Genomic DNA, 26,069 nt, shown 5'->3' with positions numbered 1-26,069 from the left:
GAGGGCAAGTCGGGTCACAGCCCGAACAGGTTGCCGATCGAGTCGATGGTGTCGGAGGCGTCGATCTCGAAGTCGAAGCTCACGCCGGCGCCGATGCCCAGAGCGGCTCCGACGTCGATGGTGCCGTTGAAGGTGTCGCCGTCGACGCCCACGTCGATGTTCGCGTGGCCGCCGATCCCGGCGTAGACCTCACCGCCGACCGTGGCGGTCGCTCCGGCCACCGAGACCGATCCCTCGGCCTCGGCCTTGGCGCCGGCGAAGGCGTCGACACCGGCGTTCACGCCGATGCTGTCGGGGCCGATCGATCCGCCGATGGTGGCGTTCGCCTCGGCACCGGCCATGACGGATGCGCTGCCCTCCGCCTCGGCGAAGCCGTTCAGCGCCGACACCGATCCCTCGGCCTCGGCCTTGGCACCCACGAAGCCCCCGACGGAGGCCTCGCCCTGGGCACCCTCGTCCCAGCCGATGGATCCCTCGGCCGACGCCGTGCCCTCGGCACCGACCATCGCACCCGCGGATCCCTCGCCGCCGAAGGTGTCGTCGCCGAACTCGCCGGACGCCTCGGCGCCGGCACCCCACTGCCAGGTGCCCTCGGCCTTGCCCTCGGCGGTGCCGATGCCGGTGCTGCCCTCAACGCTGGTGTCGGAATTCGTGCCGGTCCACGGGCCGTTGCCGTCGTCATCACCGGAGCCCGAGCCGGAGCCCGAGCCACCGGATCCGGAGCCGCCCGAACCGGAGCCCGACCCGCCCGACCCCGACCCGCCGGAGCCCCCGGTCGAACCGCCGCCCCCCGCGCCGGCCCCCGCCCCGCCCCCGATGGAGTCGGTCGACGCCGCGTTCTGCTCGTCGGCGTTCTTCAACAGCCCCGTGCTCCCGTTGGTGAGCGCGGCCACGGCGGCCTTCAGCTGCGCCGTGTGCGTGCCGTTCCAGTCGCTGCGGAACTGCGATGCGTCAGGACCCTGCCAGGCCTGCGTCTGATTGACGCTCGAGCTGAGGGTCGTACCGACCGTCTCGAGCTGTGAGGCGGCCGTGTCGAACTGCTTCGCGAGCGTGCGCAGCTCGTCGACATCGGCGCCGTAGAAACCACCGGGCATGACACCCTCTCCGAGTAGTGATGGACGGAAGAAGGGGGCGGAAGCCGAAGCCCCCGCCCCCTGCGAACGCTAGGCGTTCGAGGTCGACTCCTGGTCGCTGGCGTTCTTCGACGCCTTCTGCGACGCGTCCTCGAGAGCGGTGATGACCTGCTTCAGCGCGGCGGTGTGGGTGGTGTTCCACTCGTTGCGGAAGCCCTCCGCGTCCGGACCGGTCCACTGCACGTTCTGCAGTGCGCTGGTGAGCGTGGTCAGGATCTGCTGGACCTGCTGCGACTGCGTGTTCAGCTGCTTGCTGAGCCCGCGAACCTGCTCGACATCGAGACCCCAAACGGCCATGATTCTCTCCTTCATCTCCGCGGCCCGGACTGTCCGGATCCGCTACTTCCTGTGAGTGCGTCTCACAAGGAAGACACTATTGACACCTGTCGCTGACGGCGATGGGGAGAAGTCCCCATCAGTCGTCCCTGGTCGCGACCTGCAGCTTCACGACCCGGCCGCCCTGCACGTAGAACCCCCGGCCAGGCGGCAGATCCGCCCGCTTGAACCGGCCGAGCGAGGTGCCGAGCAGCGAGTCGCCGTCGAGGTCGCCCGGCACCAGCAGCAGCCCGCGCTTGGAGTTCTTGAAGGCTCCGCCGAGCGTCCAGGCCGCCGACCAGGTCGACGACTCGCTCTCGCCGATCACGAACACGTCGTCGCGCAGCGCCCGCTTCACGAGCCGGTCGACGTCGCCCTCGGCGGGGCTCCCGTTCAGCTCGCCGACGTTCTCGACGAACACCGCGAACTGCGTCGGCTTCAGCGTCTCGGCGTCGAGCTGCGCGCTCACGTCGTCGGCGAAGGCCGCGATCTGCGCCGGGTCGCTCAGCGAGAGGCTCCAGAGCGGCAGCGGGGTGAGGCTCGTCTTGCGCGGTGAGATGTGCACGAGACGGATGCCCGGGTCGGCCCGTCGCAGCGCCGTCGCGATGGTCGCGAGCGCCGTCGACCGCCCGCTGCCGGCGGTTCCGGCGACGAGCATCGCTCCCGAGGGCGAGATGCCGAGGGCGCCGAGGGTGTCGTCGCGCACGCCGATCACGGGCTGCCCTGCCGCGACGGCGGGGAGCGTGCTGAGCGGGATGGCGTCACCGAGGGTCTGGATCGGCGGAGCATCCGTCACCCCCTGCCGGCGCATGGCCTCGGCGAGCTTGGAGATCTCGCGGGACTGGATGGCCACGTTCGAGTCGGCCCCGAGCACCGCCATCTGCACCTCGTTGCCGTCCATCACGCCGCGGCCGGGCGGGGAGACGGCGCTCAGCGTGTCCTTCGGGGCGCCGAGCAGCGCGTAGTCGTCGTCGTTCGCCATGCGCAGCACGAGCCGCCGCTGGATGGTCGAGCCGAGCGACGCCGGCACCGAGTTCGGCCGGTCGCCCGCGACGACGATGTGCACGCCCACCTGGCGGCCGTCGGTGGCGATCTGGGCGAAGGTCGTGAACCAGGCCGAGTGCCCGCCGAACTCGTACTGCTCCCGGAAGGCGCCGATGCCGTCGACGAGCACCAGGATGCGCGGCTCCTGCGGGGCGTCGGCGATGCGCCGGTAGTCCCCGATCGATCCGGCGCGCACGGCCGAGTAGCGGATGGAGCGGTCGTCGACCAGGTCGCGCAGCCGCCGCAGCAGGCGCACCACCCGCTCCTCGTCGTCGCCGGAGATGATGGCGCCGACGTGCGGCAGCTCCTCGAGCATGCTGAGGCCGCTCGAGCCGAAGTCAAGGCCGTAGACGTGCACCGGGCCACCACGCGGCGTGACCGCGGCCGAGACGGCGATGGTGCGGAGCGTGGCGCTCTTGCCCGAGCCTCCGGTGCCGAGCACGGCCATGTTGCCGTCGCGGTCGGGCTCGTAGAACACGGTGGGCTGGCTCTGGCTCGCCGGGTCGTCGATCACGCCGAGGAGCAGCCGCTCATCCGTTCTCGGGTTGGGCAGCAGCGAGAAGTCGTAGACCGCCGCGAGCTCGTCGAGCCAGGGCTTGCGGGGTTCGGGGATCTTCGCCATCGAGGCGGCGTGACGGATACTCGTGACCAACCGCGCGATGTCGGTGGGCCCCTGCTCGACCGACTCGGGGGTCTCCTCGTCCTCGGGCACCTCCCACGCGGCTCCGGCACCGAAGTCCATCTCGACGAGGTCGATCCGGGGGCGCGGCGGGGTGCTGGTCGTCCAGCCGCCCGCGTAGCCGGTCTGGAACGGGGCGAGCCGCCCGGGCCCGGTCTTCGCGGCGCCGCGGCCGGGGATCGACTGGTCGAAGTAGGCGGCCATCGGGTCGCCTAGGATGTCGCTGGAGTCGTCGGCGTCGGCCATCCGGAGGGCGATGCGCAGGTTCGTGTTGGCGCGCAGGTTGTCCTTGATCACGCCGGCGGGACGCTGGGTGGCGAGGATGAGGTGGAGGCCGAGCGAGCGCCCGCGCTGGGCGACGTCGACGACGCCGTCGACGAACTCGGGCACCTCGTTCACGAGGGCGGCGAACTCGTCGACCACGATCAGCAGGCTCGGCGGGGTGTCGGGGTCGCCCGTCTTCTCGAGCGAGACGAGGTCCTTCGCCTTCTTCCGGTTGAGCAGGTGCTCGCGGTAGCGCAGCTCGGCGCGCAGGCTGGTCAGCGCGCGGCGCACGAGGTGCGGCGACAGGTCGGTGACGAGACCGACCGTGTGAGGCAGGCCGACGCACTCGGCGAAGGCCGCGCCGCCCTTGTAGTCGACGAACAGGAACGTTGCCCGGTCGGGGCTGTGCGCCGCCGCCATGCCGAGCACCCACGACTGCAGGAACTCGGACTTGCCGGCGCCGGTGGTGCCGCCGACGAGGGCGTGCGGGCCCTGGTTGCGGATGTCGAGGTAGAACGGCTCGGTGCCCGAGTGCCCGACGAGCGCGCGCAGCGATCCGGCCTGCTTGCGGCGAACGTGTGGCGACCCATCGCGGAGGGCGATCGAGTTGCTCTCGCGCCAGCGGTCGATCACGGCCTCGGGCTCGTCGGCGAGCTCGGAGCCCACGAGCGTCAGGTACGAGACCTGGCGCGGGAGGTCGGAGTCGTCGTCGACGGGGGCGCCGACGTCGATCACGGGCGCGAGCTGGCGCGAGACGCGGTGGGCCGTCTCGGCGTCGACGGTCTCGCACTCGAGCGGGAAGGTGTGCTCGCCGAGGCGCACCTGGCCGGCGGTCGCGCCCTTCGCGTCCTGGTCGACGCTGACGAAGCTGCGGCAGGCGGCCGGCAGGGCGGCGATCGAGGGCGCCGACCAGAGCACGTGCACGTTCGCGTCGGCCCCGCGCTCGACGAGGCGGGTGAGGCGGCCTCGGTCCAGCGGTGCGTCGTCCTCGATCACCACGAGCACCGAGGGGGTGATCGGATGCACGAGCTCGTCCTCGCCGCTCTTTCCGCTGGTGTCGATCGGCCCGCGGGGGGAGGGGCCGCCCCGCGTGCGACGCGAGATGAGGTCCTCGAGGCGGGCGAGGAGCGCGGATCCGGAGCCGGGGTTGTCGGCCAGGTGGTCACCGGCCAGCGGGCTGTGCGGCGAGCTGGTGTGGGGCAGCCACTCGAGCCATTCCCAGGTGGCGCGCGAGGTGGGGGAGACGACCGCGGCGACCACGAGCTCGGCGGGGGAGTGCAGCCCGACGAGCTGCGTCACGATGCCGCGGGCGACGCCGTGCCGCTGCTCGGCCGGGCCGGCGACGCCGAGGGCGCCGGCCTTGCGCAGCTCGACCACGATCGGCACCCCGTCGATCCGCGAGAAGCGGTCGGCGGTCTGCTCGACCTGCGCGTAGTACTCGGGCAGGGCGTCGTTCTCGTTCGGGGTGGTCACGACGTCGCGGCTGAGCGAGGTGCCGAGGCCGAGCCGGGCGGTCAGGAACGACGGATGCTCGGGCCGGTGCGTCCACATCAGCTGACCCAGGCGCTGCACGGCGTCGATCGTCGCGGCCACCGCCGGGGCCTCGGTGAGCCGCACCGCCCGCTGCACCCGCTGGCGCTCGTGCATCGACGCGACGAAGGCGTCGAGTGACTCGTTGAACTGCTTGATGGCCGCCTTCAGCTGGGAGCGGGTCTGCAGCTTGTGGTCGAGCCAGGTGCCGATCATCAGGATCGGGCTCAGCGCGATGAAGACGAGGCTGAGCGCGTTGCCGGTCGCGGCGAACAGGATGGGGCCCATGATCAGCGGGGCGATCAGCGCCACCAGCGGGAAGCGCAGCGACTGCGGTTGCTTGGGCGGCGTGGGTGCCGGGAACTCGGAGCCGGGGTAGCGCGCCACGACCCGCGGTGAGCGGTTGAACTCGATCACCGGCGTCGAGGGCGCGGCGCCGCCGAGGCGCTGCAGCGGCACGACGCAGATCGCGGTGTCGCCGAGCACGACGACGTCGGCGGAGCTCAGCGTGGTGCGGGCGACCTGCTCGCCGCCCATCAGCAGGCCGTTCGCCGACTTCATGTCGACGATCTCGACCTGCTCGCCGATGTTGATGCGGGCGTGCCGTTTGGACACCAGACCGTCGCTCAGCCGCACGTCGATGCCACGCTCGCGGCCGATGTAGCTGGAGCCGAAGGGGAGCGAGAACTCGGCCCCCGCATCCGGCCCGCTGAGCACCCGGAGCGTCGCCGCCGCCGGGCCGTGGCTGCCCGAGCTGAAGCCGTCGCTGTGCCGGGCGAGCTCGAGCACCGAGCCCGAGCGCACGCCGGCCTCGATCAGGTTCGAGGCCGGGTCGACGACCCGCTGCTCGCCGCTCGTGCCGGTGACCTGCAGGGTGAGCCCCGCGGGCACCTGGGCGCGCTGGTACTCGCTCAGCTGCGGGTCGGCGAGGTGGATCGCCTCGGCGATGTCGCCGACGCTCGCGGTGGCGTCGGCGGTGATCTGGAGGTTCGACGCCGAGCCACCGGGGCGTCGCAGGGTGGCCTTGATGCGCATCCGGTGCTACCTGTCGTCGTTGTCGTCGTGGGGCTGGTCGAGCAGCGGGAGGTCGTTCTTCGTGACGAGGCGCGAGAGCACCGCGTACTCGACGAGCCGTGCCCGGCGGTTGGTGGCGAGGGCGCCGACGCCGCCGCGGAGGCCCTCGACGCCGGTGCGGCTGAGCTTGTCGCAGACGTTGTCGAGCTTGCGGTTGAAGCGGCTGAGCGCCCAGCCGAGCCGTTCGGCGGCGAGCTGGCTCGAGGGGATCTCGCTCGTGCCGGTGCCGTCGCGCTTCAGCATCGGCTCGGCGAGGGCCAGGATGAGCAGCTTCTGCGAGGCGGTGAAGGTGACGGCGCCGACGGTGGTCGCCCCGCTGCCGTCGGGCACCGGGGTGGAGTCGAAGAACGTCGGAGCACTCGTGTGCACGGTGAACTCGTAGCTCGTGGGGCCGGCGGTGAAGACCACGGTGGTGAGGCCGAAGACGATCGGCATGCGGGCGCCGGGGGCGAGCCAGGCCTGCATCGTGCGGCTGGCGTCGGAGACCGTGGCGCTGAGGCGGGAGCCGACGTTCGAGAGCCACCACATGCCGTCGACGTTCGCGATCTGCAGGAAGCGGCGGTGCAGGTACTGGTTGTCGTCGATGTCGAGGTCGGCGTCGCGGCCGATCTCGAAGGGCTTGGCCGGGTCGAGGGCGAACCACTCGCCGCAGAACTCGACGTTCGCGTCGGAGCGGGTCGCCGGAGCGGTGGGCGGCGGGGCGGTGGTCTCGTCGGGGGTGCTCACTTCGAGCATCCCGCCGCCGCGTCGGAGCCCCGGCCGTCGCTCCGCACCACGCTGACCTCGATGCACACGGGCTGTCCTCCTTCGGGCTCCACCGTGACGGTGGGCTGGTCGATCGTGCGGGCCTGCTGCTCGGTTCCCGGGGTGGTGGGCGTCCAGCGGTAGGTGTCGCCGTCCTGGGGGTCGGGGTTCGTCCAGGTGAAGACGACGCCGTCGGGGGTGGCGGTGCCGGCGATGTCGGTGGGGGCCTTCACGTCGGCGTTGTCGATCTGCACGGTGTCGACGGGCTCGTCGGTGGCCTCGGCGTCCTGCTCGGCCGGGCTGCCGGCGCCGCCGTTCAGCGCGAACACGAGCACCCCGACGCCGACGAGCAGCACGAGGGCGGCGCTGCCGACGATCCACGGCACGCGGCTGCGCCGCGCGGCCGCGGGCCTGACGCCGGCGTCGCTCGCGCCGCTGCTCGCTCGATGGACGGTCTCTTCGAGCACGTCGTCAGCCGGGACGATCGTGCGAGGCGTCGAGAGTACAGGGGTTCGGGCGGGGGGCGTGGTGCGGGGAGGGGTGGTGGGCGCGGGCGGCGGGGTCGCGCGGCGGCCTCGGGCCGGGGCGGGGGCCGTGGGGTCGATCGTGACGATGCCGCGGATGCGCGTGTTGCCGTCGTCCTCCTCCTCGAAGTCGTCGGAGGGGAGGGCGTCGTCGAGCACGTCGGCCGGGGTGACCGACATCGCCAGCTCGAGCTGGATCTTCTGCAGCGCCCGGGCGAACTCGAGCGCGGAGGAATAGCGGGCATCCGTTCGCTTGGCCATCGCCGTGGCGAGCACCTGCTCGAGCGAGGCGGGCACGTCGGGTCGCCCGGTGGGGGCGAGCGGGGCCGACTGGATGCGCGCGATCAGGTCGAGCCCCGAGTTCGAGCCGCCCGGCACCTCGAAGGGCGAGCGCCCCGCGAGGATCGTGTAGACCGTGGCGCCGAGCGCGTAGATGTCGGCGGCGGCCCCGCTCTGCGGCACCGCGCCGAACACCTCGGGCGGCGACCACGGGATGGACATGCCGACCGACTCCTGCTCGGCCCCCGCCTCGCCCGCCGAGCCGGCACCGCCGACCAGCGCCACCGAGATGCCGAAGTCGGTCAGCGCCGGACGGTTGTATTCCGTCACGAGAATATTGGCCGGCTTGATGTCGCGGTGCAGGATGCCCGCGCGGTGCGAGGTCTCGACGGCACCGGCGACCTGCACGCCGATGCGGAGCGCCTCGGCCACGCTGATCTTCTCGCGCCGGTACCGGGCGCCGAGGTTCGGCTTCGGGCAGTACTCCATGGCGAGGTAGGGGCGGCCGTCGCCCGCGATGTCCGCCTGGTAGATCGTGACGATCGAGGGGTGCGTCGAGAGCTGCGCCATCAGGTTCGCCTCGGCGTCGAAGCTCTCGCGGGCTCCCTCGGTGAGGGCTTCGGCGAGCAGCACCTTGATGGCGACGCGGCGGCGGGGCATCCGCTGCTCGTAGAGGAAGACGTCGGCGAAGCCACCCGAGCCGAGCAGCTCGACGAACGAGAACCCGGGGATCTCGGGCGGGGCCGAGGGCGGCCGGCGGGCGCTCACGGAATCTCCTCGAACGCCACCGTGACGCCGTCGCCGAGGTCGATCACGTCGCCGCTCAGCACGAGCTCGGGCTCGTTCGGGCCGAGGCGCTTGGGCGGGGTGCCCTCGCGGTGCAGCACGCTGCCGTTGGTCGTGGCGAGGTCGACGGCGAGCACGTGCCGGCCCTCGAGGCGGATCTCGAGGTGGTTGCGCGAGATGTCCTGCTCGGGGCTCGCGACCGTGACGAGCACGGGCACGGCGTCGGCCTGCACGCGGTTGGCGCGCGGGCGGCGGCCGATGATGACCGGGCGGTCGAGGGGGTAGCTCTCGCCGGTGGAGAGCACGATGCGGCCGAGGGCGTCGGCCGGCAGCTCGGCCGCGGCGGGTGCGGCGTCGGCGAGGCGCCGCATGGCCTCGAGCTCGGAGACGGTGACGGTGAGGCCGTCGTGGTCGTCGTCGGCTTGGCTCGCCGCGGGGGTCGCGAGGGGCGCGGGGGCTGCCGGGGTCTGTGGCTGCGACGGGGCGGCCGGGGGCACGGTGGTGCCGAGCAGGGCGGGGCTTCCGGATGCGGCACCGACGCTCCCGAAGCCGGGGACGCTGTCGATCAGTCCGGTGCCCGGCACCGCGGGCGCCGCCGTCGGGGCGGGCGGCGGTGTCAGCGGGGCGGGCGCGGGCGCCGGAGTCTGCGGGGCGGGCGCGGGCGCCGGAGGGGTGGCCGGGGCGGCAGCGCTCTCGCCCTCCGCCTCCTCGTCGTCGAGCTCGCGCACGGCGGCGTCCTCGACGGACTTCACGACGGTCGCACCCCACAGGTGGTCGTACGCGTCGTCGGGCAGCTCGGCCTGCGTGCTCTCGAGTTCCTCGGCCTGGGAGTTCTCGAGCTCGCTCGCGACGTCCTGGGTCAGCTCGACGTCGGGGACGGGCGCGGGCTCGGGCGCGGGCTCGGGCTCCGCCTCAGGGGCAGCAGCCGGTTCCGGCGCCACCTCGGGTGCGGGCGCGGCCGACGGTGCAGGCGCCACCTCGGGCGCGGCCTCGGGCGCGGGCGCGACGACAGCGGTGGGCGCAGCCGCCGGCGGCGACGCGATCGCCGCCCCCGAAGCCACCGCCACCTCGCTCACCAGCACGACCCCCGACACGATGGCGAAGCGCTCGCCACCCGCCGAGGCCTCCGGCGTGCTCACCACGAACCCGGCCGCCGAAGGCACCGCCCGCTCGCTCCACGTGCTCACGCCGGCCCCCGACACCACCACCGGGCCGGAGTCCTCGGAGATCGACACCGAGACCTCGCCGCGCACCGCGAGCCGGGACTCCCCGTCGCCGAACGCCACCACGGCGAACGGCGGCAGCGCGCTGAATCCCCCGCCGAACGCCTCGGCGAGCGACGAGAGCACGGCCCCCAGGCCGTCGCCCGAGTCGAGCGCCGCCCGGATCCGCCCGAGCAGCGCCGCGTCGACGGCCGGCGGCAGCACCGCGATCCCGCCGGGTGCGACCACCGCGCGCCAGGCTCCGGGGCTGTACAGGATCTCGCTCATCTCAGTTCCTTCCGCCCACGTCGACCGGGGGCCGGGGGATGGTGTCCTCGCCGTGCGGGTCGCGCCGGCGCCCGCCGGGCCCGTCGGGCGAGCCGGCCGCGTGCGCCTCGGCGCCGGCGCGGTCGTACGCGTCGACGACCACGGCGGTCAGGTTGTCGCGCCCGCCGTGCAGCAGGCCCTCGTGCACCAGGCGGCTCGCGGCCTCCTGGCTCTCGTGCTCCTCGAGCAGGATGCGCTCGATCAGCTCGTCGTCGAGCTCACCTGACACCCCGTCCGAGCAGATCAGGATGCGGTCGCCCGACTCCACGGGCACCAGCCAGTAGTCCGCCTGGTACGGCCCGCCCGCGCCGAGCGCCCGGGTGATCACGTTCCGCTCCGGATGGGTAGCGGCGGCCGCCCGGGACAGCGTGCCGCCGTCGAGCATCTCCTGCACGACCGAGTGGTCGACGCTGATCTGCTCCAGCTCGCCGTCGGCCAGCCGGTAGGTGCGCGAGTCGCCGAGGTTGAACACGAGCCAGTGCGCGCGGCCGTCGCTCTCGGCGATGGCGACGCCCGAGACCGTGGTGCCGGCCCGGCGCAGCCCGGTGGAGACGATCGCCGCGATCGACTCGTGCGCGCGACCGAAGGCGTCGCGCAGGTCGGCGGCGTCGACGCTCGGCGTTCCGGTCAGCGCGGCGAAGGCGTCGACCGCGAGGGCGCTCGCGACCTCGCCGGCCTCGTGACCGCCCATGCCGTCGGCGACGAGGAAGAGCGGCTGGGCGGCGAGGAACGCGTCCTCGTTCGCCCGGCGCCGCAAGCCGGTGTGGGTTGCCGTGCCGACCTGCAGGCTCAGCTCCGCGAGCGTGACCCCGGCAGCCGCGGTGTCGTCGCTCATGCCGAGCCCTCCACCTGCAGCACGCGGGTGCCGACGCGGATGCGGTCGCCCGCCTCCACCCGCACGCGCTCGCCCGCGTCGAGCTCCAGCTCCACGCCGTCGCCGCGCACGAGCGCGCTGCCGTTGGTCGAGCCGCGGTCGCTCACCCAGACCCGGCCGTCCTCCAGCCCGAACTCCAGGTGCGTCTTCGAGACCGACAGGGTGTCGCCCTGCAGCGCGATCAGCAGGTCGGACGGGTCGCCGCCCGGCGCCACGGGGTCGCGGCCGAGCGCGCCGTGCCGGGTGATCGGTACGACCTCGCCCGTGTCGAGCCGGAACACGATCACGCCGGCCGGCACCGAGACGGGCCCCGAGCCCGACAGGCGCGTGCTCTCGAAGTCGTCGGCGGCGGGGGCGGATGCGGGTGCCGCGGCCGTGGCCGATCCGCCGTGGGGCGCGAACCCGGGCACGTGGGCGATGGGGGCGAACGACTCGGTCGCGGGCGGCGCGACGGGCGGGGCCGGCGGCGCGGCGGCCGGAGCCACGGGGGCGGCGTTCCGCGGAGCGCTCGCGCGAGCATCCGGAACCGGAGCCGGCTCGGCCTCGTCGAGCACCAGCTGACCCGGGCGGGCCTTCAGCGGGTTCGGGCCGGCCTTGACGTCGATGACCCAGGTGCCGGCGAGCTTGTCGTGCCAGCCGCGGCTCATCTTGGAGGCGTCCCAGAGCGGGGAGAGCCAGACGACGTACTGGCCGATCAGGAAGATCAGCGAGGCGGCCGCGACCACGAGCCAGCGCAGCAGCATGGCCAGGATGCCGGGCTTGCCGAGGGTCGCGAGCCGCACGATGCGCAGGCCCATCAGCGCCTTGCCGGGCGAGAAGCCGAGCAGGGCCTGCATCAGCAGCGAGACGATCGGGTAGAGCAGCGAGGCCACCATGAGCAGCACGGCGCTCGGGCCGGTGAACGCGATGGCGGTGTCCTCGACCTGGAACGCGATCACGCCGAGCGCCATCAGCGGCAGCACGATGACGAGCCAGAGCACGGTGCCGAACACGCCGTCGAGCAGGAACGCGAGCACGCGGCGGCCGTAGCCCGCGGGGAGCACGTCGCCCTCGCGGATCGGCTCGACCGCCGGGTCGGGCCGCCAGCCGTCGATCGGCGCCGAGCCCGGGCCGGCGGCGGGCGCCTGGCCCGCGACGGAGCCGAGGGCCGCCGACTGGCTGCGCGCCGCCGAGGCGGGGGTGCCGCAGACGAGGCAGAACTGCGCATTGCGGGGCACGGGGGAGCCGCACTGCACGCAGGGATGGCCGGCATCGGTCATGGGGTGTCTCCTCCAGGCGTCGTCGCTCGGTCTGCGGGGCCAGTGTCCACCGTACGGCCTCGCCCGGCCGGGGGCGTGCCGGCCGGCGCCTTGCGCCCGCTCAGCAGCGACCGCACCGACCACCGCGCCTTGAACCGCGTCCACCCCGACACCGACGCGGCCATCGTGCTCACCACGGCGTCGACCTCGGTCCAGTACCGCTCCACCTCGTCGTCGGCGGGCTCGCCCGGGCCGAAGACGCTCGAGTCGGCCTTCGTGGCCACGTCGAGCACGGGCGCCGACGGATACGCGGTCGCGAGCACGCGGGCGCCGTCTCGGCGGGTCACGCCCGCGGGCACCGGGGTGCCGAGGTCGCCCGCGCGGTCGACGATCTCGTCCCAGCCGCCGCTCACGCGGTCGGCCGGTCGCGGTGCCAGACGCCGGCGCTTCCGGCGCCGCAGCTTCAGCAGCGCGATCGCGAGCAGCGGCCCCAGCACGAGGATCAGCAGCAGCAGTCCACCGCCCACCGCGAGGGCGACGGGCAGGAAGTCGAAGCCGTCCTTCTCGGCGTCCTCCTGCTCGGTGTCCTCGGTGCGGATGTCCGGAGGCAGCTCCGCGGGAGCCTGCGGCGGGGGCGGCGGCTGCAGCACCTGGGCCTTCGGATCCGACTTCGGCTTCGGGGCCTCCTCGAGCGGAACCTGGTCCTCGGGCGGCGTCGGATCGAACGCGACCCAGCCGGCCCCCTCGAACGGGACCTCGACCCAGGCGTGCAGGTCGTCGCCCGTGATCTCCTGGGTGGCGTCGGGCCCGGCGTACTCGTCGGGGTGGAAGCCCATCACGACGCGGGCGGGCATGCCGAGCGAGCGCACCATCAGCGCCATGGCGACGGAGTACTGCTCGTCGTCGCCCACCATCTGCTCGGCCGAGAGCATGCTCGCGATGCGCTCGGCGCCGTGGCCGGCGCGCGAGACGGCCTCGCCCTCCAGGCCGTGGCTGAAGAAGCCGTTCTGGCTGAGGTTCGCCGCGAGGTTCCGCACCTCCTCGATCGGGGTGTCGGCGTCGCCGACGTACTCCGACGCCAGCGAGCTGACGACGTCGGGCACCCCGGTCGCGCGGGGCAGGGCGACGGAGTCGACCGAGCGGCTCGCGAGCTGCTCGTCGTTGTAGCTCGGCGGCAGCACGGCGTCGACGGTGTAGCTGTCGCCGTCCCGCACGCCGAGGGTGTCGAGCGCGACGCCGGTGGCCGCGTTGTAGTGCAGGGCGCCCTCGAGCTGGTCGGCGCGGTCGCCCGTGAAGCGCAGGCCGTCGAGGTAGCCGAGGTCGGGCATCCAGACCCCGTTCAGGCCCGTGATGCCGATCTCGACGCTCACCGGCTCGCCCGCGACGTCGTTCGCGATCTCGCTCGAGACGCGGGTGAAGGTGCCCGAGCCCTCCGAGCCGTCGCCGGCCACGTCGTAGACGATGCCGTCGTAACTGTCGAGGGTGGCCAGGCGGATGCGCGCATCCGTCGGCAGGCCCTTCACCGTGAACAGCGACTCCTCCTTGAAGTCGCGCACGTAGCTGCGGAAGCCCACCAGCGGGCTCGCGTAGTCGTGCAGGTCGAGCGGCGGCACGACGTTGTCGCGCAGCACCTCGCGCGCCGAGGCGGGAACGAGCAGCCCGCCGGTGACGGCGCCCACGACGAGCGCGCCGACCACGAGGCCGGCGCCCGCGGCGAGGCGGGTCGTGCGCAGGGCCTTCGCCGTGGCGGGGTCGAGCGAGCCGCCGCCGCCGAGGTCGGTGCCGCGGGAGGCGCGGGCGCGCGACTCCTGGCGGCGCCAGGCCGTCCAGACGAGGGCGATCCCGGCGAAGGCGAGGCCCTGCACGACGGGGAATGCGGCCTCGCGGGTGCCGAAGGCGATGCCGAGCACGAACAGCAGGGTGAGCGGCAGCAGGGTCCAGCCGGCGTGCTTCAGGCGCAGCGCGAAGCTCGTCGCCAGCACGGTGGCGATCAGTGCCGAGAGGAAGGGCACCACGAGAGTGCCGTCGAACTGGCCGACGGGCACCACCAGGGTGAGCGCGTCCTTCCACGAGAAGACGATGCCGAGCACGAGCGTGCGCAGGGTGTCGAGCGTCGGGATCACGCCGAGGATCGTGGTGCCGGGCGCCGCGAGCGGCCCGCCGAAGAGCAGGTAGACCACGACGGTGGCCGCCGCGACGACGAGCAGGTTCCACGACAGCCGCCAGCCGGCCGCGCCGATCAGGATGCCGAGCACCGCGCCGCCGATGCCGGCGACCAGGTAGCCGACACCGCCGAACGCGGGGCCGAGGGTGAGCACCGAGACGATCGCGAGCAGCAGCACGACGCCGGCGTCGGTCGCGATCGACCAGGCCGGGCGGGCCGTCGCGGGCAGCGGCGGGAGCAGCGGGGTGGAGGCGCGGGCGGCGCGGCGCGGGCTCGCCGCGCTGGCCCGGCGGGGGCTCGGGGCGTCGGTCATCAGCTGTTGGCCCTCCGGAGTGCGCGGGGCAGGTCGGTCAGGTCTCCGACGGTCAGCAGGGTGATGTCGCCGAGGGTGCGCAGCGACATCCGCTCGCCGGGTCGCGAGGCGATCGCGATCACCCGCACGCCGAGGGGGATGTGCATCGACGACGCCTGGATCTGGGTGGGCGTCACGCCGCTGCCGAAGAGCAGGAACGCCACCGACGCCTGCGGCACCGCGGTGCCCGTGGTCTTGGCGAGCTGCACGACGGTCTCCCGGCTCGTCTCGCTCTGCTCCACGGCCGAGAGCTCGTCGAGCAGGCGCCGGCCGGTCTCGACGTGCAGGTTGCTCGAAGGCGTGAGCACGGTGATCTCGCGCTCCTCCATCAGGGCCTGCACGGCGAGCGAGCCGCAGACCGAGACCGCGAGCTCGAACTCCTCGTCTCCGGCCTCGCCGTCGGCGTAGTCGGCACGGTTCGTCGAGAGCGCGATGGCGAGGTGGGAGCGGCGGGTCTCCTCGAACTGGCGCACCATCAGCTTGCCGGTGCGAGCGGAGGTCTTCCAGTGGATGTACCGGCGGTCGTCACCGGGCACGTACTCGCGCAGCGCGTGGAACGAGACGTCGTTCTCCGACAGCACGCGGCTCTCGACGCCCTCGAGGTCGCGCAGGAAGCCCGACGACGAGCCGCCGAGCGAGACGGTTCGCGGATGCACGAACAGATCGACCGGGTCGGTCCACCGCAGCTCGCGCCGCAGCAGGCCCAGCGGGTCGCCGCGAACCGAGCGCACGGGGCCGACCACGATCACCGCGCGCCGCCCGGTGGGGATGCCGAACAGCTCGTCGTGCTCGGCCTCGGGCGCGAGGCGCGGCAGCTGGAAGGAGGCGAACGCCGAGCCGACGGGCAGCTCGATGCGGGCGGGCAGGAGGGTGCGCGCGGAGGTGTTCGAGACGGCGAGCCGGCCGACGGCCCGCTCACCCACCACCACGCGGGTGAGGGCGAGGTCGAGCCGCACGGCGTAGGCCGAGCGGCCCACCGCGAAGCCGATCGCGATCAGCAGCGCGGCGAGCAGCACGAAGCCGATCACCAGCAGCTCCCGCCAGCCGAGCGCGGCGCCGGCGACGATCGCGACGATCGTCACCCCGAGCACCGCCCAGCCGAAGCCCGACACGGTGCCGAGCACCGGGCCGACCGCGGGCGCGATCGCGGAACCGGCGCGCCGGGCCGTCGTCGACACCGCGGGCCAGCCCGTCTGCGTCACCCAGCGCGCGGGTGCCGATCCGCGGATCGCGCGCGCTCCCTCCCCCACCCGGCTCATGCAGCGGGTTGCCTCGACTGCGGTGCGGCGACGTCGGCCAGCACGCGGGCGAGCACGCCCTCGGCCGACGCCCCCGAGAACTCGGCCTCGGCGTCGAGCACGAAGCGGTGGGTCCAGACCGGCCCCGCGAGCTCCTTGATGTCGTCGGGCAGCACGAAGTGCCGGCCCTGCGAGGCGGCCCAGACCTTCGAGGCGCGGATCAGCGCCATCGCGCCGCGCACCGAGACGCCGAGGCGCGACTCGGGGGCGTTGCGGGTCTCCTCGGCGAGCTGCGCCGTGTAGCGCAGGATGGCCGGGTCGACGTGCACCGTCGCGGCGAGGTCGGCCATGTCGGCGACCGCGGAGGTGGTGATCACGGGCGACAGGCCCGAGGAGGGGTTGCGGTTCGCCGAGCCGGCGAGGATCTGCTCGGCCGACGCGAGGTCGGGGTAGCCGATCGACGTCTTGATCAGGAAGCGGTCGAGCTGCGCCTCGGGCAGCCGGTAGGTGCCGGCCTGCTCGATCGGGTTCTGGGTCGCGATCACGAGGAAGGGGCGGCCGACCTCGTGGGCGACGCCGTCGACGGAGACCCGCGACTCCTCCATCACCTCTAGCAGCGCCGACTGCGTCTTCGGGCTGGCGCGGTTGATCTCGTCGGCGAGCACGATCGAGGCGAAGATCGGTCCCTTGTGGAAGTCGAACTTGCGCGTGTCCTGGTCGTAGATCGTCACGCCGGTGACGTCGGAGGGCAGCAGGTCGGGCGTGAACTGGATGCGCTGGCTCGTGCCCTGCACGGTCGCCGCGATCGCCTTCGCGAGGCTGGTCTTGCCCGTGCCGGGGGCGTCCTCGAGCAGCACGTGGCCCTCGGCGATCATCGCCATCAGGGTCAGGCGCACCACGTGGTCCTTGCCCAGCACGGCCAGCCCCACGTTCTGGGTCAGCCGGTCGAAGGTGCCGGCGAACCACGTCGCCTGCTCGGGGGTCATCGTCATCGCGTTCCTCGTCTTGTCGGGTGGATCGGGGAGGTGTGAGGCGGGGTCAGCGTCTGACCTTCACCGGTGTGCCTTCGCAGCTCATGTTCGACGCCTGGTTCTCCATCGAGTACGCCCCGGTGTCCTGGGTGTACCAGCTGAGGTTCTTCGAACCGTTGCCGTTGCCGTCGACCGGGATGGTCGTGGTGAGGTCGCCGTCGGTGCGGCTGTTCCAGGTGCAGGTCACGCTGCCCTGGCCGAGGAAGTTCTCGACCGTGATCTTCATGCGCACACAGGGCGGCCCGTTGGTCAGGCCCTCGCCGTCACAGCTCCGCCACGACGACAGGAAGGCGCCCTTGGGGGGAGCGTCACCGCTCGAGGCGCTCGTCGAGTTCTCGGAGGTCTGACCGGCCGAGTCCTTCACCACGACGCGGATGGAGTGCTTCTCGCTGTAGGCGTCTCCGACGGTCACCGTTCCGTTGCCGGCGTTGGAGTTGAGGTTCCCGTCGATGTAGACCTCCATCGACGTGATGGGGCGCCCGTTGCCCGCCGGGGCGTTCCAGGAGAGCGTCACCGACTTCGCGTTGCCGTTCGCCGACACCGCGGGCTGCGCGAGCGGGCCGAACGGCACTCCGGCGTTCGACTCGCCGCTCGCCGGGCCCTCGTAATTCGTCCCGTCGAGCGGGGTCGTCGCCCGCACCCGCACCGTGTAGCTCGTGCCGTTCTGCAGCCCGGCGACCTGGTAGGCCTGGGCGTTCCCGGGGATCGGGGTCCAGCCGCCGCCGTTGACGCTGTACTGGTAGATCAGCTCGCCCTGGGAGGCGCCGTTGCCCGAGGCGCTGGCGCCGCGGTCGAAGGTGACGCTGCCGTCGCCCTCCGAGGTGATCGTCGCCGGCCCGGCCGCTCCCGGCGGGGTGAAGCTCCGACGCGGTGCCGAGGCCGCCGAGGGCGCGCCCTCGCCCGCCTTGTTGGTGGCGGTCACCGAGAAGGTGTAGTCGCTCTCCGAGGTGTCGAGCCGCACGGTCTGCTCGGTGGCCGTGAGCCCGGGCAGGCTGTCGACCGGGCTGCCGCCGCGGAGGATCGTCAGCGTGTACTTGAGGTTGTCGTCGCCGTTGCCCGAGGGCTTGCTCCAGGCCACCCGCATCTGCGACTGATCGCCGACCGGGTCGAGCCGGGTCGTGCTCGGCTGTCCGGGGGCCTCCGGCTTGCCGGCCGGGATCTCGGTCGCCGAGAAAGCGCTGAAGTCCGAGGGCTCGGGGGCCTTGTTCACGGCCTGCACCCGCACCTGGTAGGCCGTGCCGTTCTCGAGGCCCTCCCAGACGATCGAGTTGCCCGTCACGCCGTAGCGCGAGGGGGCTCCGCGCGCCGGGGCGGGCGAGATCTCGAGGTTGAACGACTGCACCGCCGAGCCGGGGGTCGGGGGCGTCACCCAGTTCACCTCGAGGCTCTTGTCGCCGAACTTCAGGGTCGGCGGCTGGGGCTGGTCGGGACGCGCATCCGGTCGGGCCACGGCCGAGGAGGGCGACGGGTCGGAGGTGCCCACCGAGTTCGTCGCCGTGACGGTGAAGGTGTACTCGACGTCGTTGGTGAGGCCGTCGAGCGTGCACGTGGTCGACGCGCAGGTCTTCGTGTAGCCCTGGGGGCTCGTCACGGTGTAGCTCGTGATCTCGGCGCCGTTGTTCACCGGCGAGGCCCAGTTCAGCACGACGGTGCGGTCCTGGATGCTCGTGACCGTCGGCGTCGCGGGGGCGTCGGGTCGGCCCTGAACGGTGAGCTGGATGCGCCCGTCGGCCCGCCGGGACGGGTCGCCCGTGGCGTCGATGATGCCGTAGCGCACGACCATCGTGCCGACGAAGTCGGCCGCCGGAGTGACCGAGACGTCCGAGCCCGAGAAGTCGGCGTTGCCGGTGCCGGTCTCGATGGCGACCTCGGTGATCGTCAGCGGGGTGTCGGGGAACGGGTTGAAGTCGTTCGCCAGCACGGGCACCGAGACCGTCTGGCCCTGGTTGGCCTGCGGCACGATGTCGTCGGTCGCCGACGGGGGCGTGCGGGTGGTGGCGAGCACCGAGATCTGCACGGCTCCGCGCACGGCGGGGTTCTCCCCGTCGGAGACCTCGACGTCGAGGGTGGAGGCGTTCAGCGGGGCGTCGGCATCGGCCCGGGCCACCAGGGTCGAGCCGTCGAGGCGCACCGAGACGCCGGCGGGCGCCTGGCCGACGATCGCGAAGGTCAGGGCCTCGAGGTCGCCCTCGTCCGGGTCCTCGGCGGCGCCGCGGAGGTCGATCGACTGCTCGTCCTCGCCCGCCGCGACCGTGAGCTCGGCGCCCTTGAAGGTGGGCGGGGTGTTGTAGTCCGAGACGACGGTGATGGGGATGACGAGGGTCGCCGTGCGGCCGTCCGGGTCGTCGGGGCCCGTGCCGTCGGTGACCTCGAAGCTCAGCGCGTCGGGCCCGTCGTAGCGCGGCTTGGGCGTGTAGCGCAGGGTGTCCTCGTCGGCCAGCAGCTCGTCGCCGTTCGAGTTCGCGGCCCGCACGGTGTCGGCCTCGGTGATCCGCACCGACTTGCCCTCGCCGACCAGCACGTAGTCGGCGAGCTCGACATCGACGGTCTGGCCGTCGTTCACCACGAGCGGCTCGATGCCCGGCCGCAGCACGGGCGGCAGCGTGTCGCTTCCCGGCACGTTCACGAAGGCCGAGGCGGTCAGGCCGTCCTGGTCGGTGACCGTGTAGGTGATGATCTGCGAGGTCGGCAGCAGCGTGATCTGCAGGTTGCCGTTCGAGAGCGGGGTCGCCGCCGGGTCGGAGCTCGTGACGGTCAGGCCGTCGATGGTGCCGTCGGGGTCGTCGTCGTTCTCGCGCACGTTCACGTCGACGGTCTCGCGGTCGAGCATGTCGGCGACGGGCACCTGATCGTCGCGGGCGATGGGGGAGGCGAGCGGCGCATCCGGACTCACCTGCATGAGCAGCGTGCCGGTCGCCGCCGCACCCCAGCGGTCGACGATCGTGTACTGCAGCGTGTAGTCGCCGGCCTCGCTCGGAGCGGTGACGAGCACGCGCCCGCCGTCGACCGAGGCGGTCACGCCGTCGGGCACCGTGAGGCCCTCGGAGCGGATGGCGATCGGGTCGCCGTCGGGGTCGTTGTCGTTCTCCATCACGTCGACCGCGACCGTGCGGCCGGGGCGGGCCGAGATGGCGTCCTTCACCGCGTAGGGCGGCTGGTTCGACTCGCTCGCCGGGATGATGCCGACGAGCACCGAGGCCGTGGCCGAGGCACCCAGCCGGTCGCGCACGGTGTACGTGAAGGTGTCGGTTCCGGATGCGTCGGGGTACGCCTCGTAGACGAGCCACGCTTCGCCGACCTCGGTGATGCGGCCCTTGGTGGGCGCCGAGCTCTGGCCGACGAGCTCGACCGAGTCGCCGTCGGGGTCGATGGCGTCGAGCGGGATCGGGATGCGCACGGTCGTGCCCTGCAGCGCCCGGATCGTGACGTCCTGCGGTCGCGGCGGCGCGTTCGTGCCGTCGTCGGGGCCGACGATGCGGATGGTGATGTAGCCGGCGTCCTTCTGGCCCTGCGAGTCGACGGCCTCGTAGGTGGCGTAGACGGTCTTGGGCTCGGGCCCGGCCTTGAAGCGCACGGTGTCGCCGGCCACGAAGATGCTGCCGTCGGCCGGGTCGACGACCGGGTCGATCAGGGTGGGCGAGAGGGTGAGCGTGTCGCCGTTGGGGTGCGTGTCGTTGGCGAGCACCGGGATGGTCACGATGTCGTTCACGCGCACGGTGACGTCGTCGTTCTCGGCGTTCGGCGGCAGCAGGCGGTCGGGCGCGGCGATCGGGGTGATGAACACCTCGCCGCGGGCCGAGGCGGCGCCGTTGGACACCGTGTAGGTGATGGTGAGCGGGTCGGTCAGCCCACGGTCGGTGATGCGCAGGATCTCGTGCTCGAGCACCTCGACGCTGACGCCCGCCTCGGCCGGCACCTGCACCGACTGCACGGCGAGGATGCCGCCGTTCGGGTCGGTGTCGTTGGCCAGCACGTTGACGAGGGTGGTGCCGCCGTTCGGCAGCTGCGCCGTGTCGCGCACGGCGATCGGCGGGTCGGTGCTGTCGGTGACGGGCAGCACGGTGACGCGCACCAGGCCCTCGGCGGTCTTCGGGCCGTCGGAGACGAGGTACTGCACGTAGTAGTCGCCGGGGGTGCTGCTGGTGAAGTCGAAGGTGCCGGTGGTGTAGTCGGGCTGCAGGGTGGCGCCCGGGGTCTCGTTCACCTTCGCCAGGCGCAGCGGTGCGCCCGAGGGGCTGAGGTCGTTGTCCATCGGCGCCACGGTCACGCGCTCGTCCACGGTCGTCACGACGGTGTCGCCGTTGGTGACGGGCGCGAGGCTGCCGGGGTCGCGCACCTGGAAGCGCACGGTGCCCTCGGTCTCGGTGCGGCCGTCGGAGAGCACGACCGTCACCTCCTTCGGGCCGGTGTTCTGGTCGATGCTCGTGAAGGTGATCTGGCCGTCGGGGCGGTACTGCACCTGGTCGTCGGTGCCCGTGGAGGCGCCGACGACGTAGAGGTCGTCGCCGTCGGGGTCGATGAAGTCGGGCAGCACGTTGTGACTGACGGATGCTCCGAGCTCGACCAGCACGTCGGTGACCCGCTTCTGCTTCGGCGGGGTGTTCTCGCCGTCCGCGCGCACCGTCAGGGAGACGGTGGCGGTGTCGGAGCCGCCGCGCCCGTCGTCGACGGTGTAGCCGAAGCTCGCGCTGCCGGAGGCGTCGGGTGAGACGACGACCTGCAGGGCCGCTCCGTTCAGGATGCGCTGCACTTCGCCGATCCCGGGCTGGGAGCCCTCGATCTTCGCGGTGAGCATGTCGCCGTCGGGGTCGAGGTCGTTGTCGAGCACGGGCAGCACGACGGTGCGGCCGGCACGCACGCCGAAGTCGTCGTCCTCGGCCGTCGGGGGAGTGTTCTCCTCGGAGCGGTCGGGCAGCAGCACCTGGAGCTCGTCCTCGGTGCTGTCCTCCTCCTCGTCGGAGTCGCTCTGCTCGGGCGGGGGCGCGATGTCGTCCCAGTTGTCGACCTTCTTCATGTCCTGGTTCACCAGGAACACGACGCCGGTCGACACGTCGTTCAGCACCACGACGTCGCGGTTCACGCGGAAGCGGAGGTCGGCGTTCGCCGCCAGGCCGTCGATCTCGTCCTCGACGTCGTTCGAGTCGCCCGAGCAGTCGCGGAGGAACGCCCCCGATCCCGACCAGGCCGCGTACGCGCATCCGTTCAGGAACACCGGGGCGGCCGGCGTGCCGGGTTCGCCCCCGGCGGGGATCACGGTGGGCTCGCCGCCGTCGAGCGGCTGGCGGATGAGGGAGGTCTTCGTGGCGATCAGCACGTCGGACGCGGCCGGCCCGGTGGGCTGCACGACGGCGCCCTCCGCGTCGGGGAGCTCGACCACGCGGCCGCCGGGCAGGTGCACGGTGCCCGAGGAGGCGTCGAAGACGACGGCCTGGTCGCCCACGGTGGTGAGGGTCAGGCGGGCGCCCTCCTCGACCTCGGGGAAGTCGGTGGCGGTCGGCTCGTCAGGCAGGGCGCCGTTCTCGTCGCGGTCGAACTCGAGCAGGCGGCCGGCCGAGGTCGAGAGGGCGTGCACGTTGCCGGCGGCGTCGGCCACGGCGGCTCCCGCGCCCCCGAGCTCGCCGAGCGGCTCGTCGGGGTCGAGCTGCATGCCGGCGGCGTTCGAGGAGGGGCCGGCCCAGAGCTCGCCGGTCTCGCGGTCGAGCACGGTGAGGGTCGGTCCGCCGAGTGACACCGATGACTCGGGGGGGAGGATGAGCGGCGCCTCGAGCGCCATGGTGACGGGGTTGACCGGGGTGAGCGAGGAGCCCGAGGTGTCGAGCATGAGCACGGTCTCGTCGCGCTGCAGCACGTCGAACTCGGTGGAGGAGGTGCGGAGGCCTCCGTCGATCACCTGGGCGGGGTGGTTGAGGTGCCCGAGCAGCAGCCCGGTGGGCTTGGTGACCCAGACGCCGCCGTCGTTGAGGTCGACGTCGGCCGTCTCGATGCCCTCGTAGAGGAACGCCATCGTGGTCACGCCGATCGCCAGAGCGGCGATGGTGGCGACCGATGCCGTCGTCGCCTTGCGACGTCGGATCGCCTCGAACAGCCTCACACGGGTCTCCACATCGTCAACGGTGTCCAGCGGTGTGGGTAAGACGGCGGGCCGGAACGCGTGGGTGAGCGTCTCCTGCGGCTCTCGACTTCGGGTGGGGAGAGCCCCCGCACATCGGCAATTCAAGCACGGTTCCGAATTCCCGCCCAAATCGGGTGGCACCTTTTAAGGGGGTAGAGGTCCCCATTGCGTCACGGGGGTTCCGATGCAGCGGGCGTTATGCTCGTCGGGTGTCGAGGTTGATGGACCGCCGGCAGCGGCGCTCGCGGCGTCGCCTGCGCGGAGTGCTGATCGCCGCCGCCGCCCTCGTGGTCGTGGCGCTCCTCGTGGGCGGTGGGCTCGTGCTGACCGGGGTGCTGCATCCGGCGGGCGGGGTGCTGGCCGCCCCGACGGCCCTTCCGGCCCCGTCGTTCACGCCCGCGCCGACGACGCCCCCCTCGGAGACCCCCGCGCCGGTCGCCTCGGCCACGGTGTCGCCGGCCCCCGCTCCCTCCGCCTCGCCCGAGCCGACCGCTCCGCCGGCGCCTCCCGCCTTCGACCGATCGGCGAACTCCGTGGACGATCCGCTCAGCCCCTGGGTCGTGGTGAACAAGCTGCGTCCCATCCAGAACGGCGCCGACTACGGCCCGCCCGACCTCGTCGACCTGCCGGGCGACATCCCGAACCCCAACGGCTACCAGCTCCGCGCCGACGCGGCGTCGGCCCTGGTCGACATGTTCCATGCGGCACAGGCGGAGACGGGCATCCAGCTGGTCGCGCAGAGCGGCTACCGCTCGTACAGCGTGCAGGTGCGCGCCTACGACTACTACGTGAACTCGCTCGGCGTCGAGGGGGCCGACCTCACCAGCGCCCGTCCCGGATTCAGCGAGCACCAGACCGGCATGGCGATGGACATCCTCGACACGGTGTCCGGATGCTCGACCGACGGTCGCTGCTTCGCGAACACCCCCGCCTACACCTGGCTGCAGCAGAACGCGTACCGCTTCGGCTACGTGCTGCGCTACCCCGACGGCGGCACGCCCGTGACGGGCTACGAGTTCGAGCCGTGGCACTGGCGGTGGGTGGGGGTGCCGCTCGCGACGGAGCTGCACACGACGGGCATCCCGACGCTCGAGGAGTACTTCGGGCTGCCGGCGGCGCCCGGCTACGCCGGCTGAGGCCCCGTCCCGTTCTGCTGTTCGACGCCGGTTCGCCGCCCGACCCCCAAAGAGCCATTTGACGGTTGGATGCGCGGCCCGCACGATGGCTCCATGTCCTCCCTCGACGTCCTCCGTGCCACCGCCCACCCCGTGCGCCTCCGGCTGCTGTCGCTCCTGACGGGCACCGCGATGAGCGCGGCCGAGGCCGGACGCGAGCTGCGGGTGTCGCAGGCCGCCGCCAGCTACCACCTGCGGGTGCTCGAGCGGGCCGGGCTCATCCGGGTGGTGGAGGTCGTGCGGGTGCGGGGCGGCGAGGCCAAGCGCTACCGGCACGAGTCGTCGGCCGAGCCGTTCCGGCTGGAGGAGTCGATCGCCGAGGGCGGCGCCGCCTCGGAGGAGCGCGCCGAGTACGTCGAGGCGATCATCGGCGAGCTGCGCCGGCGCTCGGCGCTGCGGATCGCGGGAGCGCACCTGACGACGGACGCCGAGCTCTGGGTCGACCACGCCACCTGGCGGCGGGTCGTCGCGGTCGTGGGCGCGGCGTCGGCGCTGCTGCACGAGGCGGCGCGGCCGGCCCGCACGCCGGGCACGGCGCCCGTGTCGATGACGGCGGAGCTGTTCCCGCTGCGGCGCCCGTGAGCGTCGCGACACCGCCCGGGCCGCTGCGGCACCGGGCGTTCCGCTGGCTGCTCGCGGCGCGGACGACGAGCATCCTGGGCAACGCCCTCGCGCCGATCGCGCTGGCCTTCGCGGTGCTCGACCTCACCGGATCGGTGGTCGACCTCGGGCTCGTGGTCGCCGCGCGCTCGATCACGAACGTCGCCGTGCTGCTGGTCGGCGGCGTGCTCGCCGACCGGCTGCCGCGCGACCTCCTGCTGGTCGGGGCCTCGCTCGCCGCGGCGCTGACGCAGGGCGCGGTCGCCGCCCTGGTGCTGACGGGCACGGCGTCGATCCCCGCGCTCGTGCTGCTCGGGGCCCTGAACGGCGCGGTCGCCGCGGTCAGCCTGCCGGCCACGGCGGCGCTCGTTCCCGAGACGGTGCCGTTCGCCGAGCTGCGACCCGCGAACGCGCTGCTGCGGCTCGGCCTGAACGGCTCCAGCATCGTGGGCGCGGCGGCCGGTGCGGGTCTCGTGGCGGCGGTCGGCCCGGGCTGGGGGCTCGCGATCGACGCGGCCGGGTTCGCTCTGGCGGGGCTGCTCTTCTCGCGGATGCGGCTGCCCCGCGGATCCGTCACCCCCGCGGCGCCGGGTCACGACGGCCGGCCGACCGGTGGGGCACCCGATGGGCCGCGCGGTGCGCCGCGCGGCCTGCTGCCCGGGCTGCGCACGGCGCTCGGCGAGTTCGGCGAGGGCTGGCGCGAGTTCACCCGCCGGCGCTGGGTGTGGGTGGTGGTGGCGCAGTTCGGGGTGCTGAACGCGGCCTTCGTCGGGGCGACCACCGTGCTCGGCCCGCTGGTCGCCGACGAGACGTTCGGCCGGGCGGGCTGGGGCGCCGTGGTGGCGGCGCAGGCCGGCGGGCTCGCGCTGGGTGCGGTGCTGGCGCTGCGCTGGCGGCCGAGCCGGGCGCTCGCCGTCGGGGTGGGCGGGATGGCGCTGACGGCGGTGCCGATCGTCGCGCTCGCGGTGGTCGCAGGCCTCGCCGCGGTCGGCACCGGTGCCGGCGCGCCGGCAGAGCCACTGCCCGGCATGGCGCTGCCCGCGGTGCTCGCGCTGGTCGGCGCCTTCGCCCTCGGGGGCGTGGCCCTCGAGGTCTTCGCCGTCTCCTGGGACCAGTCGCTGCAGACGCACGTGCCCCGCGAGACCCTCTCACGCGTCTACTCCTTCGACATGGTCGGCTCGTTCCTCGCGATCCCGCTCGGCGAGGTGCTCGTGGGGCCGCTCGCGCACGGCCTCGGCACGGTGCCGACGCTGCTCGGCTGCGCGGCACTGGTCGTGGCGGCGACCGCGGCGGCGCTCGCCGTGCCGGCGGTGCGGCGGCTGCGCACCTAGCCCGCACCGAGCATGCGCACCCGACCGCCCGGGCGCACGAGGAGGGGCCCTGC

15 protein-coding genes are annotated in these 26,069 nt (G+C 73.2%); 3 read left to right on the top strand and 12 right to left on the bottom strand.

Going from position 1 to position 26,069, the window contains the following annotated elements; translation table 11 throughout:
* Nucleotides 1–14: 14 nt before the first annotated feature.
* The 12 genes from ITJ64_RS06105 to ITJ64_RS06050 form a co-directional block, all read right to left on the bottom strand.
* Complete coding sequence (locus ITJ64_RS06105; protein WP_194679823.1) at nt 15–1,094, bottom strand: WXG100 family type VII secretion target; 1,080 nt, start codon at nt 1,092–1,094, stop codon at nt 15–17.
* A gap of 69 nt (nt 1,095–1,163) precedes the next feature.
* Nucleotides 1,164–1,430, bottom strand: coding sequence for a WXG100 family type VII secretion target (locus ITJ64_RS06100; RefSeq protein ID WP_173181915.1), 267 nt, complete (start codon nt 1,428–1,430; stop codon nt 1,164–1,166).
* A 118-nt stretch (nt 1,431–1,548) separates the two neighbouring features.
* Complete coding sequence (locus ITJ64_RS06095) at nt 1,549–6,000, bottom strand: FtsK/SpoIIIE domain-containing protein (RefSeq protein WP_194679822.1); 4,452 nt, start codon at nt 5,998–6,000, stop codon at nt 1,549–1,551.
* A 6-nt stretch (nt 6,001–6,006) separates the two neighbouring features.
* The gene (locus ITJ64_RS06090; RefSeq protein ID WP_228507707.1) at nt 6,007–6,774 is read right to left on the bottom strand and encodes a hypothetical protein; all 768 of its coding nucleotides are present in this window, start codon (nt 6,772–6,774) and stop codon (nt 6,007–6,009) included.
* The gene (locus ITJ64_RS06085) at nt 6,762–8,354 is read right to left on the bottom strand and encodes a serine/threonine-protein kinase (RefSeq protein WP_194679821.1); all 1,593 of its coding nucleotides are present in this window, start codon (nt 8,352–8,354) and stop codon (nt 6,762–6,764) included. Before ITJ64_RS06085 ends, ITJ64_RS06090 begins: the two co-directional genes overlap by 13 nt.
* On the bottom strand, nt 8,351–9,862 hold the full coding sequence (locus ITJ64_RS19185) for an FHA domain-containing protein (RefSeq protein WP_194679820.1): 1,512 nt from the start codon (nt 9,860–9,862) through the stop codon (nt 8,351–8,353). Before ITJ64_RS19185 ends, ITJ64_RS06085 begins: the two co-directional genes overlap by 4 nt.
* Before the next feature lies 1 nt (nt 9,863).
* Entirely contained in the window at nt 9,864–10,736 is an 873-nt protein-coding gene (locus ITJ64_RS06075; protein ID WP_194679819.1) for a PP2C family serine/threonine-protein phosphatase, read from the bottom strand.
* Entirely contained in the window at nt 10,733–12,034 is a 1,302-nt protein-coding gene (locus tag ITJ64_RS06070) for an RDD family protein (protein ID WP_194679818.1), read from the bottom strand. The genes ITJ64_RS06075 and ITJ64_RS06070 overlap by 4 nt, the downstream gene beginning before the upstream one ends.
* Nucleotides 12,031–14,490 (bottom strand): transglutaminase family protein, encoded by a 2,460-nt coding sequence (locus ITJ64_RS06065; protein ID WP_194679817.1) that lies wholly within the window; start codon nt 14,488–14,490, stop codon nt 12,031–12,033. The genes ITJ64_RS06070 and ITJ64_RS06065 overlap by 4 nt, the downstream gene beginning before the upstream one ends.
* Complete coding sequence (locus ITJ64_RS06060; protein ID WP_194679816.1) at nt 14,490–15,788, bottom strand: DUF58 domain-containing protein; 1,299 nt, start codon at nt 15,786–15,788, stop codon at nt 14,490–14,492. Before ITJ64_RS06060 ends, ITJ64_RS06065 begins: the two co-directional genes overlap by 1 nt.
* Entirely contained in the window at nt 15,785–16,759 is a 975-nt protein-coding gene (locus ITJ64_RS06055; protein WP_194679815.1) for a MoxR family ATPase, read from the bottom strand. The genes ITJ64_RS06060 and ITJ64_RS06055 overlap by 4 nt, the downstream gene beginning before the upstream one ends.
* A 46-nt stretch (nt 16,760–16,805) precedes the next feature.
* Nucleotides 16,806–22,889: an Ig-like domain-containing protein gene (locus tag ITJ64_RS06050; protein ID WP_194679814.1), complete on the bottom strand. Its 6,084-nt coding sequence runs from the start codon at nt 22,887–22,889 to the stop codon at nt 16,806–16,808.
* A 230-nt stretch (nt 22,890–23,119) separates the two neighbouring features.
* Between ITJ64_RS06050 and ITJ64_RS06045 the strand changes: the two genes are divergently transcribed.
* From ITJ64_RS06045 to ITJ64_RS06035, 3 genes are all read left to right on the top strand, one after another.
* Nucleotides 23,120–24,046, top strand: coding sequence for a M15 family metallopeptidase (locus tag ITJ64_RS06045; protein ID WP_194679813.1), 927 nt, complete (start codon nt 23,120–23,122; stop codon nt 24,044–24,046).
* A 93-nt stretch (nt 24,047–24,139) separates the two neighbouring features.
* A complete protein-coding gene (locus tag ITJ64_RS06040; RefSeq protein ID WP_194679812.1) occupies nt 24,140–24,667 on the top strand; it encodes a helix-turn-helix domain-containing protein in 528 nt (175 codons plus the stop codon).
* The gene (locus tag ITJ64_RS06035; protein ID WP_194679811.1) at nt 24,664–26,016 is read left to right on the top strand and encodes an MFS transporter; all 1,353 of its coding nucleotides are present in this window, start codon (nt 24,664–24,666) and stop codon (nt 26,014–26,016) included. The genes ITJ64_RS06040 and ITJ64_RS06035 overlap by 4 nt, the downstream gene beginning before the upstream one ends.
* Nucleotides 26,017–26,069 lie beyond the last annotated feature (53 nt).

Origin of the sequence: Herbiconiux sp. VKM Ac-1786, from assembly GCF_015350805.1 — a bacterium.
Classification (GTDB): domain Bacteria; phylum Actinomycetota; class Actinomycetes; order Actinomycetales; family Microbacteriaceae; genus Herbiconiux.
This window is presented reverse-complemented; position numbering and strand designations above follow the sequence as displayed.

Bases quoted from the DNA above. Each gene is read 5' to 3' on its own strand.
- ITJ64_RS06105 (WP_194679823.1), bottom strand. From the start codon at position 1,094: ATGCCCGGTGGTTTCTACGGCGCCGATGTCGACGAGCTGCGCACGCTC.
- ITJ64_RS06100 (WP_173181915.1), bottom strand. From the start codon at position 1,430: ATGGCCGTTTGGGGTCTCGATGTCGAGCAGGTTCGCGGGCTCAGCAAG.
- ITJ64_RS06095 (WP_194679822.1), bottom strand. From the start codon at position 6,000: ATGCGCATCAAGGCCACCCTGCGACGCCCCGGTGGCTCGGCGTCGAAC.
- ITJ64_RS06090 (WP_228507707.1), bottom strand. From the start codon at position 6,774: ATGCTCGAAGTGAGCACCCCCGACGAGACCACCGCCCCGCCGCCCACC.
- ITJ64_RS19185 (WP_194679820.1), bottom strand. From the start codon at position 9,862: ATGAGCGAGATCCTGTACAGCCCCGGAGCCTGGCGCGCGGTGGTCGCA.
- ITJ64_RS06075 (WP_194679819.1), bottom strand. From the start codon at position 10,736: ATGAGCGACGACACCGCGGCTGCCGGGGTCACGCTCGCGGAGCTGAGC.
- ITJ64_RS06070 (WP_194679818.1), bottom strand. From the start codon at position 12,034: ATGACCGATGCCGGCCATCCCTGCGTGCAGTGCGGCTCCCCCGTGCCC.
- ITJ64_RS06065 (WP_194679817.1), bottom strand. From the start codon at position 14,490: ATGACCGACGCCCCGAGCCCCCGCCGGGCCAGCGCGGCGAGCCCGCGC.
- ITJ64_RS06060 (WP_194679816.1), bottom strand. From the start codon at position 15,788: ATGAGCCGGGTGGGGGAGGGAGCGCGCGCGATCCGCGGATCGGCACCC.
- ITJ64_RS06055 (WP_194679815.1), bottom strand. From the start codon at position 16,759: ATGACGATGACCCCCGAGCAGGCGACGTGGTTCGCCGGCACCTTCGAC.
- ITJ64_RS06040 (WP_194679812.1), top strand. From the start codon at position 24,140: ATGTCCTCCCTCGACGTCCTCCGTGCCACCGCCCACCCCGTGCGCCTC.